We start from the raw sequence: 18328 nt of genomic DNA, 5'->3' as shown, positions 1-18328 counted from the left end.
GATGCCATTCGCTTGCGGGCAGTTTATTGACGGTTCTTGCCATTCTGATCGATCAGGACAGCCTGTTGCCATCGGCTTGGCGCCTTGTCGGTGCGGTGAATACAGCCCACCCAGCAGCAGGGCCGCTTTTTCCCTTCCAGCAGCTCCTCACATGTCCGCTCAATACGGCGCTGGCGCGTCGCTGGCTGTTTCGCGTCGTCGACCCAGCAGATGAATTCATTCCGACCCAGCGGCGTCAGGCTTTCCCAGAGCTTGTGGATCTTTGGGTCCGATCGAACGGCTGCCTGAAGGTCGTCACCTGCTTCGTGGACAGTGCCATGAGAAAAATCGTTTGCCACGAGGGCCTCCAAGCATTGCCGGCCGACAGCGAAGTTCACAGTTCCATACTAGCGGCGTTATTCCCTCAACCGCATCCGCGCTATGCCATCTAGCCGATCGGTGCCAGCCCATCCATGATCGCGGTCAATGCCAGCGCCGTCTGAAGCTCCATCGCACTATGACCGGCATTGGTTCGTACATAGCTGACCGGCGCCGCGCCGACGGCCGCCAACGCGTCTATGAGACGGGACGCCTGGGTGAGGGGACACACCTGATCAAAGCGGCCGTGTACGATATGCGTCGGGATGTCGGCGATCCGGTCGACATTGCCGAGGATGTAATCTGGCTCCAGGAACAGCTGGTTGGCGAAGAAATGTGCTTCGATCTGCGCGAACGACAACGCGAACTCGGCATCGCCGAACTTGCCCGGATCGTCGTCCTGGGGGATCAGGTTGGAGATCGTCCCTTCCCAGACCGACCAGGCAAGCGCGGCGCGCAGTTGAAGCGCGCGGTCAGCGTCGCTTGCAGGAACCATGTCGAATATCGTCTTGTAGGCGTTCATCATGTCGCCGCGGCGGTCGGCGGGGATGACCTCGACAAATGCCTTCCACTCGTCGGGATAGGCGATGTAGCTACCGGGCTCGGTGAGCGCGAACGGCGTCTCGGCAAAGATCGCGGCATTGCCCTGGTACATGTAGCGCAGGTCCTCGCGCGCGCCGATGAAGATTCCCCGCAGGATCAGAGAGGCGACGTTCTGCGGATGCCGGATCGCATAGACGAGCGCGAGCGTGCTGCCCCAGCTTCCGCCGAAGACGTGCATCTTGCCGGTGATGCCGAGCGCCGACCTTAGCGCGTTGATATCCTCGACCAGATAGTCCGTCGTGTTGCGGATGAGCGCTATGGCCGGCCCCGCCTTGGCAACGGTGGGGTCGCTCTTGCCGCAGCCCCGCTGGTCGAACAGGATGACGCGATAGCGGGCCGGATCGAAGAAACGCGCCATGACCGGTGCACAGGCGCCGCCAGGCCCGCCGTGCAGGACCATGACCGGCTCGCCCATGGGGTTGCCATATTCCTCCCAATAGAGCTTGTGATCGGGCGCGGTGTCGACCTGCAACAGCCCGCTGCGGTTCGGATCGGCGGGGGGATATTTCCACTCGTCCGTGATTGCACTGGTGGCCTGGAGCCCGGAAAAATCGGTCATGTCGTCCTCGCCGTCTGCGTTGCGGTTAGATTTATCCCGCGCGCGCAGCAATGTGCTGATGGACCACGGCATCGTCCGCACCCGCAGGTTTCCGGCCGAAAGCTGTCGGACCGGGGACGGCCAAGGTAGACCACCTATCGGCGGTAGACGCATGTCGCGTCTGCCGGGTGTTCAGGAGATCAATTCGATCGTCGCCCTGTCCGAGATCAAGAGTGACACCGCGCTCTTCATATTGTTGTGAAAAAATTTCCACGCAAAGAAGTCGCTGAAGGCGGAAAAAGGGCAATAATGCCAAAAAAGTCGGCGGTGGCTCCCCTTTGTGCAGATCCTTCGAACTTCGCTCAAGGAAAACCATAAACAAATCAAGATACTAGTGATCGGGCTACGTTGCGCAGGGCTTGTGGAAATCGAGTTCGACAACAAGCAACCGTAAATCTCGAACCGATCAGCAACGAGGGCGATGTCTCGGCCGAGGCTTATGGAGCCGCGTAGTTTGCCTGCGACTTGTCGCAGGGCGGGAAGCGCCATCAACCGACCGAATGGAAGCAATTGGCGGGTAAGGAGAGATGTCGAGACGAGCTTTCACGCCTAGCCGCGCCGCTCACGGAACATATGCCGCAAGTCATGGATCACGGCTTCGGGGTTCTCGTAATAGCCGAAATGTCCGCCGTGATCGTGGGCGTTCAAATAGACCGCGTTGAACGCCGCGGCCCGCGGTCCCGATCGGAAGAGGTCGACGCGCTGTTCCGTCGTCACGCCGGGCGGATTCTCGCCGCCCAGGAAGGTGATCGCGGTCGGTGCCTCCACGACGGGTTTCCGGTCGTGGGAGGGTTGCCAGTTATAATAAGCGGCGTCGGCATAGGCGCGCATCGACGAGCCTACGGTGCCGGTCAGCCAGTAGATCATCGTGCTGGCGATCATATGCTCACGCGAGAAGACCCGCTCCGGATCGCCATGGCTCTCGCCCCATGTCCGCCAGCGTTCGAGCAGCCAGGCAAGCGTGCCGACAGGTGAATCGGCGAGCGCGTACGCAAGGGTCTGAGGGTCGAGCACCTGCACTGCGAAGTGCGAGACGAACTTCAAGATGGAATCCGGAACTGGTTTGCCCTGGTCCCAGTTGCGTGCCGTCACGTCCCAAGGCCGTTCGCCGTTGAACTGGTCGAGCAGCATCGGGTGCATGATGTGGATGCCGTAGAGACTATCGGCATATTTGTGCCCGAGCTGGGAGGAGACCAGCGCTCCCCAGTCGCCGCCGCTGCTGGCATATCTCGAATAGCCGAGCCCATCCGTCATGAGCCTGTGCCAGAGGTCGGCGGTCTTCCAGAAGTTCATCCCGGCGTCGGGGACGGGGCCGGAGAAACCGTAGCCCGGCAAGGAGGGCACGATCACATCGAACGCGTCGGCCGGATCGCCACCATGGGATGCCGGATCGGCCAAGGGCTCGATGATCTTGTGCATGTCCCAGAAGGTCCAGGGCCAGCCATGGGTGATGATGATCGGTACCGGATTGGGGCCGACGCCCTTGCGGTGGATGAAATGGACGGGGATTCCGTCGATCTCCGCGCGGTAATTGGGAAAGGCGTTGATCTGCGCTTCCACAGTGCGCCAGTCGAATTCCTGACGCCAATAATCGACCAGCCCGCGCAGATAAGCCGCGTTCACGCCGTACCGCCATGTATCGTTGCCGGGATCGTCCGGCCAGACGGTGCGCTCCAGGCGGCTCGCGAGGTCGGCCAACGCCTCGTTGGACACATCGATTGAATAGGGCTCGATCGCGATCGTCATGCACTTCTCCAGCGGGATGCCTCGTCAAAATGGGTCGCGAGGCGCCGTCGCTCCATTGGCAAAAGAGGCTCGGTGGCCATAACCCCGAAGCTATGGCCGGGGCGGCCTATCCGGTTCAGAGCATCGACAGTGGTGTTTCGATGATGTTCTTGAAGGCGCGCATCAACTCCGCGCCGTCCGAGCCATCGATCGCACGGTGATCGAAGCTGCCGGTCGCGGACATCATCGTCGCACCGACCAACTCGTCGTCGATTACGATGACACGCCGCTCCGCCGCACCAATGGCCATGATCATCGCCTGGGGCGGATTGATGATCGATGCGAACTGCTTGATGCCGTACATCCCCATGTTGCTGAGCGAGGCTGTGCCGCCCTGATATTCCTGGGGCTGCAGCAGGCCGTCGCGAGCACGGTCGGCCAGACCCTTCATCTCGCGTGCGATCGCCGACAGACTCTTGGCGGCGGCGTCGACCACGATCGGCGTGACAAGTCCGCCCGGAACCGAAACCGCGACCGCGATGTCCGATCGGACGAAGCGCAACAGACGATCTTCCTCATAGGACACGTTGCAGCTCGGAACCTCCCGCAAAGCGAGCGCCAGCGCACGGATCATCATATCGTTAACCGAGACCTTCTCGCCTTTCGACATGAGGGCATCGTTCAGTTCGGCCCTAAGGGCGATTAACGGGTCCAGCCGGATGTCCACCGTCAAATAGATATGCGGGATGGACTGCTTTGCCTCGGTCAGCCGGCGGGCGATGACCTTGCGCATGCTGGAAAGCCGCTCCGTGTCATGCGGAACGTTCGGTAGTGTGACCGTTGGGGCGGCGATCGCCGGCACGGCGGGGGTGGTCGATGGGGGCAGGCTAGTAGACATCGGCGGACGACGCTCGAGGGGAAGATCGGCGACGATCACGCGACCGTTGGCACCGGAGCCGCTGATCCTGGTCAGATCGATATCAAGCGCCGTGGCGAGACGTCGGCTGAGTGGCGAAGCCGGAACAGACGGGGCAGGGTGCGATAATGGTGGTGGTGCCGAGGCGGGCGGCTCCGGCGACGGAGGAGGCGCCGTCGCTTCGACGGGCTCTGGCTCCGGTTCTGGTGCCGGTTCGGGCGCTGGTGCTGGCGTTTTGGCGTCCCGCTCCGCCTCTTCGTCACAGGCGTCGAGCATCGCTCCGATTTCTGCCGTGAACGAGGCGATGACCGTCCCGACCTGGACTGCGTCGGTTCCTTCGGACACGAACAGCCGCAACACCCTGCCGCCACTTTCGGCTTCGACTTCCATCGTCGCCTTGTCGGTCTCGATCTCGGCGATCACATCGCCGGCGGCGACCTCATCGCCTTCCTTCACCAGCCAGCGGGCGAGAGTGCCTTCCTCCATCGTTGGAGAAAGCGCCGGCATCCGCAATTCGATAGGCATGTCAGACTCCCAGGAAGAGTTCGGCGGCGGCGTCCACGATCGCGTCGGCGTCGAGGCGGTAGGTGCGATAGAGATCGGGCAAATCCCCGGTCTGACCGAACCGGTCGACACCGAGCGGGGCGACCCGCATGCCGCGCACCGAGCCGAGCCAGGACAGCGTGGCGGGACTGCCGTCGATAATCGTAACCAGTCCCGCATCCGGGCGAAGGGCGGAGAGCAGGCGCTCGACGTGCGAGGCCGCATTGCCGCGACCGGACCATCGACCGGCTTGCCGCGCCGACCACCCGCGCAGGAGCAGATCGGGCGAGGTGACATTGAGGAGGCCGAGGCCAGGAATGTCCTCGCTCAGCGCCTCATGGGCGGCCAGCACCTCCGGTGCGATCGCGCCGGTGAAGACGAGCGCGGCCTCCGCTTCGGGCCCAGGATGCCGCAGCCAATAACCACCGGCGATCGCATCCGCCTGCCATTGATCGTTATCGCGCTCGATCTGGGCGATGGTGCGCGTGCTGAGCCGCAAGTAGACCGACCCGCCATCGGGCGCCTGGAGATGCTCGAAGGCCCAGCGCATCATGATCGCGAGTTCGTCGGCGAAGGCGGGTTCGAAATAGGTCAAGCCGGGTTGTCCGATCCCGATTAGCGGCGAGTTGATCGACTGATGCGCGCCGCCTTCCGGCCCAAGCGTAAGGCCCGATGGTGTCGCTACCAGCAGGAAACGCGCGTCCTGGTAGCAGCCGTAATTGAGGGCATCGAGGCCGCGCGCGATGAAGGGATCGTAGACCGTGCCGATCGGCAGCAAGCGGGTTCCAAAGATCGGCGCGGCGAGACCAAGGGCGGTCAGCATCAGGAAGAGGTTATGCTCGGCGATGCCGAGTTCGATATGCTGGCCGGCACCATGCCCGATCCATTTCTGGGCGGAAGGGATCCGGGCGGCCTGGAACACGTCCTGCAACTCGCGCCGGCGGAACAGGCCACGCTGGTTCACGAACGCGCCGAGGTTGGTCGACACGGTAACGTCGGGCGAGGTGGTGACGATCCGGTCGGCGATCGGCGCACCAGACTTCGCAAGATCGAGCAGGATCCGCCCGAACGCCGCCTGGGTGGATTGCTCGGCGCCGTCGGGCGTTGGGATCGTCGCGGGGACCGGCACAGCGTTGGCCGGGCAGGTCGCGTGTGCAACGGCGAGCGGCGACTGGTCGATGAAGTCCTTGAGCGTCTTCGCCGCATTGTCGCCCAGGCCGGCGAACGGCTCCCATTCCTCACCCGAGGCAATGCCGAGGCTCTGGCGCAGGGCGTCGATCTGCGACGGATTCATCAACCCTGCATGGTTGTCCTTGTGACCGGCGAAGGGCAGGCCGAACCCCTTCACCGTATAGGCGATGAACATGGTCGGCGTGTCGTCGGCGCTTTGTGCGAACGCGTCTATCAGCGTCTCGATGCAATGTCCGCCGAGGTTGGTCATCAACGCCGCCAACGCCTCGTCGTCGAACGAGGCGATGAGTTTCCCGGTCGGACTCGACTTTCCCAGATCCTTGACGAGCCGCTCGCGCCAGGCGCTGCCGCCCTGATACGTGAGGGCGGCGAAATCGGCATTGGGACAGCTGTCGATCCAGGCAGCCAGCGCCTTGCCGCCAGGGCGCGCGAACGCCTCGCGTTGCAGTCGGCCGTGCTTGAGCGTGACGACGCGCCAGCCGCAGGTCCGGAAGATGTCGTCGAACCGGTTGAACATCCGGTCCGCGGTCGTCGCATCGAGCGATTGGCGATTGTAATCGACGATCCACCAGCAATTGCGGATATCGTGCTTATAGGCCTCGATCAGCGCCTCGTAGATATTGCCCTCGTCGAGTTCGGCGTCGCCCATCAGCGCGATCATGCGACCGATCTGGTCCTGCTGGAGCTGCCCGTGCGCGAGCAGATAATCCTGTACCAGGCTGGCAAAGGCGGTGACCGCGACGCCCAGACCGACCGACCCGGTCGAGAAATCCACAGGGATCTTGTCCTTGGTCCGGCTGGGGTAGCTCTGAGCACCGCCAAGGCCACGAAAACGCTGCAGCTGGTCGAGGCTCTGGTTGCCCAGGAGATAGTGGATTGCGTGAAGCACCGGGCCGGCGTGCGGCTTCACCGCGACACGGTCGTTGGGGCCGAGCGCGTGGAAATAGAGCGCCGCCATAATCGCCGTCATCGAGGCGCAGCTCGCCTGATGACCGCCCACCTTCAGGCCGTCACGGCTATCGCGGAGATGGTTGGCGTTGTGGATGGTCCAGGACGATAGCCAGCGCAGGCGCGTGTCGAGCGTTTCGAGCGCGCTGATCGTGTCGGACTTGGTCGGGAAACGGGTGTCGAGCATGATTCACCTGCGCAATGATCGCTTGGATCAGCTTAAGACGAAGGAAGGCGTATGGACGCGGAGCGCCGGGAACGGCGAGGGAATGCCGGATAGCGGGTTGCGGCTGTTATGCTCCGACATTCTTCCCCCATCGTTACGTTATGCGGCGGCATGGCCTTGGAGCACCGTATCGAAATGGCGCCCGATGACCGGCCGATACAATCTGACGGGAGGTTTGACGCATCAATTTTGCGTATGCTCCGGTTTCAATCGGATCATGAGCCTGCCGGTTTCCAGGCGGTTAGGATGAGGCTGGCGTCAGGCTATAAGATACGGACATGAGGTGGGGATGAACGAGAAGAGGGCGCATAAGGCCCTTGATGGAGCGGCGGCATGATGGCGCCGGTGGTCGACGAGGCGATGCTCGATCGTCCGCTGTCCGGAGTACGTGTGATCGACTGCGCGCCGGGTACGGCGGCGCTGGCGGGACAATTGCTCGTCGAACTGGGCGCGGACGTCGTACGGATCGAACCGCCGCGCGGGTTCTCGGACCGCATGTCCACCCCGCTCCATGACGGCATCAGCCTGTCCTTCGCCGCGCGTAACCTTGGCAAGCGGGCCTTTGCCGCCGATCTCACCGACGAAGTGGATCGGAACGCCGTCGATCGCCTGATCGCCGAGGCGGATATTCTCATCGAAGCAAGCTGGTCCCGGCCGGACTCCGCTTTCCCGATCGATATCCCGGCGATCGTCGCCGCCAATCCCGGCCTGGTCGTGCTGTCGATCAGCGATTTCGGTCTCGAAGGGCCGCTGGCCCACGCGCAGGGAACCGACCCCGTTTTCCATGCCCTTTCGGGCGAACTCGCCCGATCGGGCCTGCCTGGTCGGCCGCCGCTCCTGCCACCCGGCGAATTGGCGACCCAATGCGCCGTGACGCATGCCGTCTATCTCGCGCTGGTCGCCTATTGGTATCGCTTGCGCACCGGACGCGGCGATCATCTCGATCTGTCGCTGCTGGACGCGGCGGGTCTAGCGCTCGACCCCGGCTATGGCATCGCCGGCAGCGCGACGGCCGGTGTTCCGCCGAGCAAGTTCCCGCGCGGGCGCCCGGACGTGCGCCATCGCTATCCGATCTTCCCGTGCGCCGACGGCCATGTCCGGATGTGCATCCTCGCGCCGCGGCAATGGGATGGGTTGTTCGAATGGATGGGGCGCCCGGCGGCATTCGCTGATCCCGCCTTCCGCTTGATCCAGAAGCGCTTTGCATCGCCTGACCTGTTGCCGGCGATTGCCGCCTTCGTCCGCGACAGGAAGAGGGAGGATATCGAGCGCGACGGGCAACGGTTTGGCGTCCCGGTTGCCGCCTTGCTCGATCTCGACGAGACTCTGGCAAGCGACCATCTGGCCGCGCGATCCGCGTTCAACGTGGTGGAGATAGCGCCTGGCGTGAAGGCGCCACTGCCCAACGGCGTCTTCGAGATCGATGGGTCGAGGGCCGGGCCGGCCGGAGGGATGGCGCGACTTGACCCGATAACGCAGGCAAGCTGGTTTGGGCCACGCCTTCCGGTCCAACGTATAATGATGGCGGATCGACCGCTCGAAGGGTTGAAGGTCCTCAACCTCGGCGTGATCGTGGTGGGGGCCGAGCAATCGCGTGTCCTTGCCGACCAGGGTGCTGATGTCGTCAAGGTCGAGAACCAGGCCTATCCTGACGGTAACCGCCAGACTCATGACGGTTCGATCATGTCGGTCACTTTCGCCGCAGGGCACCGCAATCAGCGGGCGCTCGCGATCGACCTGCGCGATGCGGCAGGCAAGGCCCTGTTCCTGCGGTTGGCAGGGGAGGCGGACGTCATATTGTCCAACTTCAAGCCGGGCACCCTTGAATCGCTCGGTCTCGATCCGGCGACGCTCATGCGGACCAATCCCCGCCTCGTACTGTCCGACAGCTCCGCTTTCGGCGCCACCGGACCCTGGAGCCGACGGCTGGGCTATGGTCCCCTCGTGCGGGCCTCGACCGGCCTGTCCGGCCTCTGGCGGTATGACGACGATCCCGCTGGCTTTTCCGACGCGGTCACCGTCTATCCCGACCATGTTGCCGGCCGCATTGGCGCGATCGGTGTGCTGGCGTTGTTGATCCGACGGCTTCGAACCGATCGCGGCGGACGGGTGAGCGTCAGCCAGGCGGAAGTAATTCTGAGCCATATGGCACCCGCGATCGCCGCGCGTGCCCTGGGCCAGGCCGATGGTGCGCCGATTGCCGACGATCATGACGCGCCTTGGGGAGTCTTTCCCTGCGCCGGCAACGATGAATGGTGCGTGGTCACTGTCCGCGACGACCGCGACTGGCAGCGTCTCTGTGCGGTGATCGGCCGCGACGATCTCGCCCGGGACGCGTCGCTGGCGACCGCGGCCGGCCGCAGGCAGGCGCGGGCCCGCATTGACGATGCGGTTGCCGCTTGGCTTGCCGATCATGCGCCCCGCGACGCCATGGCGCTGTTGCAGGATGTGGGCGTTCCGGCGGCGGCCATGCTGCGGGTGGCAGAACTGCCGCACCATCCACATTATATCGAGCGAGGTCAGTTCAGACTGGTCGAGCAGCCGCAACTCGCCGATCCCTTTCATGTCGAGAACATGCCGGTCAGGGCGGTCGGACTGCCCGATCCGCCCCAGCGGCCGGCCCCCCTCAGCGGCGAACATACCGCGGAGGTCCTCGTCGAATGGCTTGGACTGGACTGGCCGGCGATCGAGCAATTGCTCGACCGTGGCACGGTCCAGGCCATGCGCGCGCCCGTGGTGGCCAAGCCGGCCTGATCCCGATTTTGCTTGTCCGGACGCTGGCCGGCGAAGGCTGAGTGCTGTCGTCGCCTGACCGATGAAGTACGGCACATATCCAGTCACGATGGACCGATACAAAACTAATCATGAGGGCGTCGCGCCGGGCCTCCCCTAAATAATTCGCAACTGTCCGCAGCGACAAGATCCGGAGGGGAGACGATTAATGCGTGCGTGTAATTCAGTCCTGGCCAGGCACCTCACTCGCTTGATGGCGGGAGCGGCAATTCTGCTGCCCGGCGTTGCGTCGGCGCAGACCACCGCATCCGACGCAGGCACCGCTCCCCAGACGCAGCCTGCCGCGGATGCGGTGGAGCCCGTGCTACCCGGTGATATCATCGTCACCGCGCAGCGCCGCGCCGAGCGGATCCAGGACGTTCCGATCGCGATCACGGCGGTTTCCAGCGACCAGATCGCCGCACGCAACGTGGTCACCATCAACGACCTGCAGGGAAGCGTGCCGGGCCTGTCGATCGCCGGCTTCGCGGGGGTGAACGGAACCAATCTCATTTCGCTGCGCGGCGTGGCCGGCCAGCCGGTTCCGATCGGCGCCAGCCAGGCGACCGCGGTCTATCTCGATGGCGTCTATCTCTCGCGCCCGGACGCCGCTTTTTTCGGGCTACAGGACGTCCAGCGGGTCGAGGTGCTGCGCGGGCCGCAAGGTACGCTCTATGGCCGCAATGCCACCGCCGGTGCGATCAACATCGTCACTGAAGCGCCTGGCGATCAGTTCCACGGCAAGTTCGACGTCAATTACGGCAACTACAACACCTATTCGGCGGGGGCCTATCTCAGCGGCCCGCTCGGCGGCGGCTTCGCCGCGAGTGCGTCCTTCTCGGCCAACGGCCATGACGGCTATTTCATCAACACGGTGAACAATCGCAGGATCGGCGACGCCAATTCCTACACCGGCCGCCTCAAGCTCGCCTATCGCAACGGCGGCTTCGATGCGACGTTGTCGGCGGACTATACCCAGAAATACTCGCAGGACATCTTCACACCGATCCGCCTGGTCAATGGCCAGATCACCTATGCCACGCGCTACATCGCGACCGACATCGGCAACCAGATCGGAACGCACGTCAAAACCCAGGGGCTCGCGCTGACGCTCAACATGGACGTGGCCGACAACGTCAAGCTGACCTCGATCTCGAGCTACCGGAAGTTCAACTTCTTCGTGATCTACGATATCGACGGCACCGCGCTCAATGTCGCGCATGTCATCGACACCAACGACAACAGCACGTTCAATCAGGAGGTGCGTGCGGTCTACGACCATGGCGGCCTGAAGGTGACGCTGGGGGCCAATTATTTCAACGAGAAGGCGGAGGTCCGTATCCGCCTCAACCCGACCCAACTGACCAAAACGCAGCTGATCGCCGATCCTCGCCCCCGCGCGAAGAGCGATCTCAACACGCTCGCGGCCTTTCTCCAGACCGAATACGATATCACGCACAACCTGACCGCGAGCGCCGGCGTGCGGCTCAATTACGAGAAGCGTGACTTCGTGGTCGACTATTCGACCGCGGGGTTCAGCCCGACCATTGGTCAGCTGTCCGATACCGCCGTGCTCCCTGCCTTCGGGCTGAACTACAAGCCCGACCGCAACGTCCTGCTCTACGCCAAGGTGAGTGAAGGCTATCAGGCGCCGGGCTTTGCCTATCAGCCCGGTGCCGGCAATGTGGCGAACACCTTCAAGGCGGAAAAGCTCTGGGCCTATGAACTCGGTGCGAAGACGCAGCTCCTCGACCGCCTGCTGACGTTCAACGTCGCGGCCTTCTATTATGACTATAAGGATATTCAGCTGCGCCGGCTGATCTCGCCCTCGATCTCGGTGATCGACAATGTCGGCGCGGCGCGCGTCAAGGGTGCCGAGGCGGAGGTGATCCTGACTCCTCTGCGGGGCCTGACCCTCAATGCGCAGGCAACCTATTCGGATGCGACCTATACCCGCTTCTGCGAGGGGATCACGAGCGGTACGCCGCTGGGCGACGACCAGCCGTGCACCGGAACGCCGGTGCCGACCGCCAACCGCGCCGGCAATGCACTGAATCTGGCGCCGCGCTGGAGCGGCGGCGTCGGCTTCAGCTTCGAGCGCGGGCTTGGGGCGTCGTCGACGCTGAAGCTGAGCGGCAATTACAGCTTCGAGACGAAGAGCTATTTCACCGCCGACAATTCTCCGCTGCTCAATACGCAAGGGTGGCACCGGCTGGACGCCCGGGCAGGCCTCGCCTTCAAGAACGGCCTCGAGCTGTACGTATTCGGCCGGAACATCACCGGCGATCGGCATATCGTCGACGGCTTCAGGGGAAGCCGGGACCTGATCGGGGTGGTCAACGACCCCGCCACCTATGGCGGCGGCGTGAAGTTCCGCTTCTAGCGCTCCCAGCCCGGCACGGCCGAGCCGCGCCGGGCGACCGACCAATGAAGGCGACCCAGATGATATCGCGGCAATCGTTCGACAGTAGCCTGGTCGCGCTGTTCGAGACGCGCGTTCGAGAAACGCCGGATGCCCCTGCGCTGACCGCGGCCAGCCCCGGCCGGGGCGACCTGCGGCGCAGCTATGCCGGGCTGTGGGAAGAGGCGCTACGCTTCGCCGACGGGCTGCGGACGGCCGGCGTTCGTCCAGGCGATCATGTCGGACTCATGCTCAACAACGAAGCGGGCTACGAAGCCTGTGTCTCGATGCTTGCGCTCCATCGGCTCGGCTGCGTCGTTGTGCCGGTCAACGCGCGCTTTGCGGTTGACGAGCTCGTCTACGTCCTCGGCAAGGCGCGCTGCCATACGCTCGTTGCGTTGGCCGACCTGCTGCCGGTCGTCGCCGCCGCGCGCGCCAAGGGCTGCGCTGTCGATCGGGTCATCTCGGTCGGCGGGGTCAAAAGCTGGACGCTCGACTGGGACGAGGTGCTCGCGGCGGGCAATCCGCTCGCCGGCGGATGGCCCGATATCGACCCGGATCGCATGGTCGAGATCATCTTCACCTCCGGCACGACCGCGCATCCCAAGGGCGCGGTGATGACGCAGGCGCGTTGCCTTGCGTCCGGGCACGATTTCGCGCACGAACTCGCGCTCGGCGCTGACGACGTCTATCAGAGCTTCTTTCCTTTCTTCACCACGGCCTGCATCCATTGCGTGCTGTTCCCGGCCTGGTGGGCGGGCGGTGCGGCGGTGCTCGATCGCGTGCTCGACGTGCCCGAGGTCATTGCCCGCATGCAGCGGGAAGGGACCACCAAATATATCGGTGCCCCGACCTTCTACATCCTGCTGCTCGAGGCCTATCGTCCCGACGAGCACGATCTCTCCGCGATCCGCATCTTCGATTACGGCGGCGCCTCGATGTCGGTCGAGGTGATCCGCGAATTGGCGGCTGCCTTCCCCCAGGTCGAACTGCGCCAGACCTATGGGATGACCGAGAGTGGCGGCCCGGGGACCTTCCTGTCCGGAGCAGACACGTTCACCAAGCTGGGTTCGGTCGGCCGGCCCGCGCCCCATATCGAGGTGCGCGTGGTCGACGAGGATGCCAAGCCGCTGCCGGCGGGCGAGGTCGGCGAGATCGCGCTGCGGGGGCCCAGCATCATGCGCGAATATTTCGAGGAGCCGGCGCTGACCGAACGGGCCATTCGCGACGGCTGGTTGCTGACGGGTGACGTCGGCTATCTCGATGGGGACGGATATCTCTTCCATGTCGATCGCAAGAAGGACATGATCATCCGCGGCGGACACAATATCGGCTCGCTCGAGGTCGAAGAGATATTTTACGGCCATCCGGCCATCCAGGATGCGGCCGTGGTCGGTGTACCTCACCCCAAGCTCGGCGAGGACATCTTCGCGTTCGTGGTGCTTCATACGGACCAGGTGCTCTCGGTCGATGCGCTGCGTGCCTATTGTGCCGACAAGCTCGCCGACTACAAGATTCCACGCCGGATCAGCTTCGTGACGGCGCTGCCCCGCGGCCCGATGGGCAAGGTCCTGAAGAATGTGCTGCGCGAGATGGCGACCGAGGCCGCCGCTGCGTGAACGGGACGCCGTCATGTCGCCGTTGATACATAGGCGGGGAGGGGTATAACCTAGAGGTTATGAGCCCGAGCCAGTTCCGTGTCCTGGTGGCGGTGGCCGAACACCGTAGCTTCTCGCGCGCGGCAAGCGAGTTGCGCCAGACCCAGCCGGCGGTCAGCAAGACGATTCGTTTGCTCGAACAGGCCTTTGGCGGGCCGTTGCTGGTGCGCGGCGCCGACGGGGTCACCGCGACCGCGCTCGGCGACGACGTGCTCTGCCATGCCCGGTCGGCGTTGCGCGAGTTCGATGCATTGCGCCAGATGGCCAGCGACCACGGCGGCGCCGTCAAGGGCGCGATCAAGATCGGGGCACCGCCCAGCCTGGTCAATTGGCCGTTGCCGCGAATCCTGGGCGCGCTGCGCAAGCGGCATCCCGAAGTCCATGTCCGCCTTTTCGAGGGAGAATCGGGCGAACTGACCTCCTGGCTGGGCGAGCATATCGTCCATGTCGCGCTGGCGACCGCCCCCGTCGAAGGTTGGGACTGGACGGCGCTTGCCGAAGAACCCTTCATGCTGCTCGTCCGCCGGGACGAGGCGGCGGGCGCACGCGCGCTCGCCGACATCGCCGGCCTGCCGCTGATCGTCTCGAGCTGCGGGATCGATCGCATGCTCGTCCGCGAGTTCGAGAAACATGATCTGGCCTGCGCCGTGACCCATCGGTCGCGCTCCTACAGCACCATCTACGCGATGGTGGAGGAGGGGCTGGGCGTTTCCATCCTGCCGCGTTCGCTGGCGCTGCAGGCGCCGCCGCAACTCGCTGCCGTCCCGATCCTCGGGGCGCCGCAGCGCACGATCGGCATCCTGACGCCGCCCGTGCAGACCCGGGTGATCAGGGCCTTCGCCGCCGAGGCCACCGCGGTCGTCGCCCAGGGGTGAGCGCGTGCCCATCGGCACGCGCTCGGATTCCGTTCAGCGAAGCATGCGGAACATCGCCCGGACGTCGTGGATCACGGCCTGGGGGTTCTCATAATAACCGAAATGGCCGCCGGTCGGATGGGCGTGCAGATAGACCGTATTGAAGAACTGCGCGCGCGGGCCCTGCTCGAAGGCCTTGACCCGATCGTCGGTCGCGACGTCGACCGGATTTTCACCGCCGAGGAAAGTGATGCCGGTCGGCGCCTCGATCATCGGCATGCGATCGTGCGACGGCTGCCAGGGGAAGCGGGATGAATCCGCATGTGCGCGGATCGAGGTGCCGGCGGTGTGCGACAGCCAGAAGATCATCGCGCTGGTGATCATATGCTCGCGCGAATAGACTTTTTCGGGGTCGCCATCGGTATCGCCCCAGGCCCGCCAGCGCTCCAGGAACCAGGCCAGCATGCCGACCGGGGAGTCGGTGATCCCATAGGCAAGTGACTGCGGATCCAGATTCTGCACCGCCAGATGCGCGACGAACTTCGTTCGCCCGCCGCGCGGCTGGGTCTTAGTGTCCCAGGCGCGGAAGGTCGCATCCCAGGGCCGCTCGGTGTTGAACTGATCGAGCAACATCGGGTGCATGATGTGGATGCCGTAGAGGCTCTCGGCATATTTGTGCCCGAGCTGCGACGAGATGAGCGCGCCCCAGTCGCCGCCGCTGCTGGCATATTTGGCATAGCCAAGGCCTTCGGTCATCAGCGTGTGCCAGAGGTCGGCCCATTTCCAATAGGCCAGCCCGGCCTGGCGCGGCGGCCCCGAAAATCCATAGCCGGGCAGCGACGGGACGATCACATCGAAGGCGTCCGCCGGATCCCCGCCATGCGCCGCGGGATCGGCGAGCGGCTCGATCACCTTGTGCATGTCCCAGAAGGTCCAAGGCCAGCCGTGGGTGACGATGAGCGGGATGGGATTGGGACCGTTGCCCTTGCGGTGGATGAAATGGATCGGGACGTCGTCGACTACCGCCATGTAATTGGGAAAGGCGTTGATCCGTGCCTCGGCGGCCCGCCAGTCATAGTCGTTGCGCCAATAATCGACGAGCCCCCGCAGATAGTCGGCGTTGACGCCGTAGCTCCAATCCTCGTTGCCCGGATCATCCGGCCAGATGGTATTGTCGAGCCGGATCTTGAGGTCGGCCAGCGCATCCTCGCTTATCGCCACCCGGAACGGTTCGACCTTGGTTGCCATCGTCGGAGATCCTCGCTTGGGATATGGTCAGGCGAGGCTAGCGGTACGACGAGGTGCGCCAATTGGCTTTCGGCGCCCGGCAGTCATGTCGTTTCAGTTATGGCCGGTCACATCCATCCTTCGGCCTCGAACCGCTCGACCCAGGCATCGGTCGCCTTGCGGCATCCGTCCGCGATGATCTCGGCGAACGCCTCGGCCTCCTGGGTCAACGCGGCCGTGCTGCGCTGGAGCAGCATGATCTCATAGTTCACGTCGGGCCGGCGCAGCGGACGCACGAAGAAGCGATCGGCATCCCCGACCGGATCGAACATCACGCACGGTGCGACCATGTGCCAGTCGCTGCGGCTGACCAGATCGAGCATCGCGAGCGACGACCCCAGCTCGAGCGACGAATTGATCCGGACATGGTTCATTTCCAGGCAGGCGCGGATGATCGTGCGGCGCAGGCGCATGCCCGTGCCCCAGGCCATATTGATCGGCTGGTTGGGCATGCCGTTGGCGGTCGATGGTGTGTCGGGCATCGCTCGCGAGACGAGGCATTGCGGGGTCGTCAGCATCGGCCGCGCCTGAATGCCGGTCTCGCGCCCTTCAAGCGTGCTGAACGCGAAATCGGCCATGCCCGATGAGACCATCTCGGCCATGATCGAGCCGGAACTCTCGATGACCCGGACCTTCACGTTCGGGTGGCTCTGGCTAAGCTGGAGGAGGGCGGGGGCGATCAAGCGGTTGGTCAGCGCCGGCACCGCTGCGATCGTGATATTGCCCTGATGGCCACGCGAATATTGCGACATGTCGTTCGACGCCTGGTCGATCGACCGCAGCATCTCGGCACAGCGCTGGTAGAAGATGTCGGCTGCCGGCGTGGCCGTCACACCGACACGGGCGCGATCGAAGAGCTTCACCTTGAGCAGCGCTTCGAGTTGCGAAATGTGGTGCGAGACGCCCGACTGGGTGCTGTTCTCGCGCGTCGCCGCCGCGGTGAACGAACCCTCCTCATATGCCGCGATGAACAGGCGAATGTCCTGAAGCGAACCCCTGAATGCCATCGAGTCTTTACCTCTCCCCAGTGTCGCGGCGACCATTGTCGACCCGTCTCGCGAGGTCGATTCCAACGCGGGCGCCGCCCTTCAAGTCTATGCCGCGATACAGTCCGCGCAAGGCGGCATCGCGGCATGATCTTCCCGATCCAGGCCATACCTGCCGCATTCGCGGCGGTTGCTTCCATCATTTTTGCCGATGCCGAATGCCCAAAGGGATCATGAAGCGTGCCGCGTGCGGGGCGTTAGCATCGCCGCCGAAGCGACAGGCGAGGACTGTCGTCGGCTAGGGGTTGCGGGGTGACTGCATGAACAAGGAGCGGACGGGGCAGGCGGTATCGCGGCTCGCCTCTTTCCGCGGCGGCTTGTCCGGTCTCGGGCCGCCGCCAATCCCTGGAACGGTGCATCTCAATCAAATGGAAGGTGGGCATTCATGACGGAAATCGCCGAGAGCGCAGTGCTGGTAGAGCGTCGCGGCGCGATTATGATCATCACGATCAATCGGCCCGAGGCGCGCAATGCGGTCAACCAGGCGGTGCATATCGGGATGGGCGAAGCGCTCGAGGCCGCAGAGCATGACCCCGCGATCCGGGCGGTGATCGTCACCGGGGCGGGCGATCAGGCCTTCTGCGCAGGCGCGGATCTGAAGGCGCTGGCGCGCGGCGAGGATTTGCGGCCGGCCGATCCCGTCCGCCGCGCGTGGGGCTTTGCCGGCTTCGTCGAGCATCCGATCGGCAAGCCGATCATCGCGGCGGTCAACGGCTTCGCACTCGGCGGGGGGACCGAGATCGCGCTCGCGTCGGACATCGTGATCGCCGCCGATGCGGTGAATTTCGGCCTGCCTGAGGTGAAGCGCGGTATCTATGCCGGTGCCGGCGGCGCGATCCGCCTTGCTCGACAGTTGCCGCCCAAGATCGCGATGGAATATCTGCTCACGGGCGAACCCTTTTCCGCCGATCGGGCGCTGGCGCTCGGGCTGGTCAATCGCGTCGTCCCTGCCGCCGAACTGCTGCCCACGGCGCTCGCGATCGCCGAACAGATCGCCGGCAACGCGCCCCTCTCGGTCCAGGCCAGCAAGCGGATCGCCATGGGCATCGCCAATGGCACCATCGCCGCGGAGCAACCGGCGTGGGAGATCTCCCGCGCGGAAGGTGCCGCCCTGTTCCAGTCCGAGGACGCCAAGGAAGGTCCGCGTGCCTTTGCCGAAAAGCGCGCGCCGGTCTGGCAGGCCCGCTGACCCCGTTATCCGCA

The 18328-nt window shown here is 64.4% G+C and carries 12 protein-coding genes and 1 pseudogene; 7 read left to right on the top strand and 6 right to left on the bottom strand.

Annotated features, from left to right (window positions below; genetic code table 11):
• A partial coding sequence (locus SMA01S_RS25450) for a hypothetical protein (protein WP_439654317.1) occupies positions 1–431 on the top strand: 431 nt, incomplete at its 5' end.
• Here SMA01S_RS25450 and pip read toward each other — a convergent pair.
• Positions 428–1519 carry a prolyl aminopeptidase gene (gene pip, locus SMA01S_RS19460; protein WP_066826445.1) on the bottom strand — a complete coding sequence of 364 codons (1092 nt, stop codon included), beginning with the start codon at positions 1517–1519 and terminating at the stop codon, positions 428–430. The genes SMA01S_RS25450 and pip overlap by 4 nt on opposite strands.
• 148 nt (positions 1520–1667) lie before the next feature.
• On the opposite strand from pip, the pseudogene SMA01S_RS24690 reads away from it, so the two are divergent.
• A pseudogene (locus SMA01S_RS24690) lies at positions 1668–1760 on the top strand (AsnC family transcriptional regulator); the annotation flags it as partial.
• Positions 1761–2107: 347 nt separating this feature from the next.
• Here the strand turns inward: SMA01S_RS24690 and SMA01S_RS19455 are convergent.
• The 3 genes from SMA01S_RS19455 to SMA01S_RS19445 all read right to left on the bottom strand — a co-directional run bounded on the left by SMA01S_RS19455 (position 2108) and on the right by SMA01S_RS19445 (position 7068).
• A complete protein-coding gene (locus SMA01S_RS19455) occupies positions 2108–3304 on the bottom strand; it encodes an epoxide hydrolase family protein (RefSeq protein ID WP_066826439.1) in 1197 nt (398 codons plus the stop codon).
• A 115-nt stretch (positions 3305–3419) separates the two neighbouring features.
• Positions 3420–4724: a pyruvate dehydrogenase complex dihydrolipoamide acetyltransferase gene (locus SMA01S_RS19450; RefSeq protein WP_066826437.1), complete on the bottom strand. Its 1305-nt coding sequence runs from the start codon at positions 4722–4724 to the stop codon at positions 3420–3422.
• A gap of 1 nt (position 4725) precedes the next feature.
• The gene (locus SMA01S_RS19445) at positions 4726–7068 is read right to left on the bottom strand and encodes a thiamine pyrophosphate-binding protein (protein WP_066826435.1); all 2343 of its coding nucleotides are present in this window, start codon (positions 7066–7068) and stop codon (positions 4726–4728) included.
• Positions 7069–7440: 372 nt separating this feature from the next.
• Here SMA01S_RS19445 and SMA01S_RS19440 point away from each other — a divergent pair, with 372 nt between their 5' ends.
• The 4 genes from SMA01S_RS19440 (at position 7441) to SMA01S_RS19425 (ending at position 14813) form a co-directional block, all read left to right on the top strand.
• Entirely contained in the window at positions 7441–9861 is a 2421-nt protein-coding gene (locus tag SMA01S_RS19440; RefSeq protein WP_218016933.1) for a CaiB/BaiF CoA-transferase family protein, read from the top strand.
• A gap of 187 nt (positions 9862–10048) precedes the next feature.
• Positions 10049–12262, top strand: coding sequence for a TonB-dependent receptor (locus SMA01S_RS19435; protein ID WP_084250456.1), 2214 nt, complete (start codon positions 10049–10051; stop codon positions 12260–12262).
• Positions 12263–12321: 59 nt separating this feature from the next.
• Complete coding sequence (locus SMA01S_RS19430) at positions 12322–13899, top strand: class I adenylate-forming enzyme family protein (protein ID WP_169804280.1); 1578 nt, start codon at positions 12322–12324, stop codon at positions 13897–13899.
• 59 nt (positions 13900–13958) lie between these two features.
• Positions 13959–14813, top strand: coding sequence for a LysR family transcriptional regulator (locus SMA01S_RS19425; protein ID WP_066826428.1), 855 nt, complete (start codon positions 13959–13961; stop codon positions 14811–14813).
• Positions 14814–14846: 33 nt separating this feature from the next.
• Here the strand turns inward: SMA01S_RS19425 and SMA01S_RS19420 are convergent, their stop codons facing one another.
• Entirely contained in the window at positions 14847–16040 is a 1194-nt protein-coding gene (locus tag SMA01S_RS19420) for an epoxide hydrolase family protein (protein WP_066826426.1), read from the bottom strand.
• A 107-nt stretch (positions 16041–16147) separates the two neighbouring features.
• Entirely contained in the window at positions 16148–17086 is a 939-nt protein-coding gene (locus tag SMA01S_RS19415; RefSeq protein ID WP_066826424.1) for a LysR family transcriptional regulator, read from the bottom strand.
• A 424-nt stretch (positions 17087–17510) separates the two neighbouring features.
• Here SMA01S_RS19415 and SMA01S_RS19410 point away from each other — a divergent pair, with 424 nt between their 5' ends.
• A complete protein-coding gene (locus tag SMA01S_RS19410; protein WP_066826422.1) occupies positions 17511–18314 on the top strand; it encodes a crotonase/enoyl-CoA hydratase family protein in 804 nt (267 codons plus the stop codon).
• Positions 18315–18328: the final 14 nt, after the last annotated feature.

Source organism: Sphingomonas mali NBRC 15500 (assembly GCF_001598415.1).
GTDB lineage: Bacteria > Pseudomonadota > Alphaproteobacteria > Sphingomonadales > Sphingomonadaceae > Sphingomonas > Sphingomonas mali.
The sequence above is the reverse complement of the archived record's forward strand: the minus strand, read 5'-3'. Positions and strand labels throughout refer to the sequence as shown.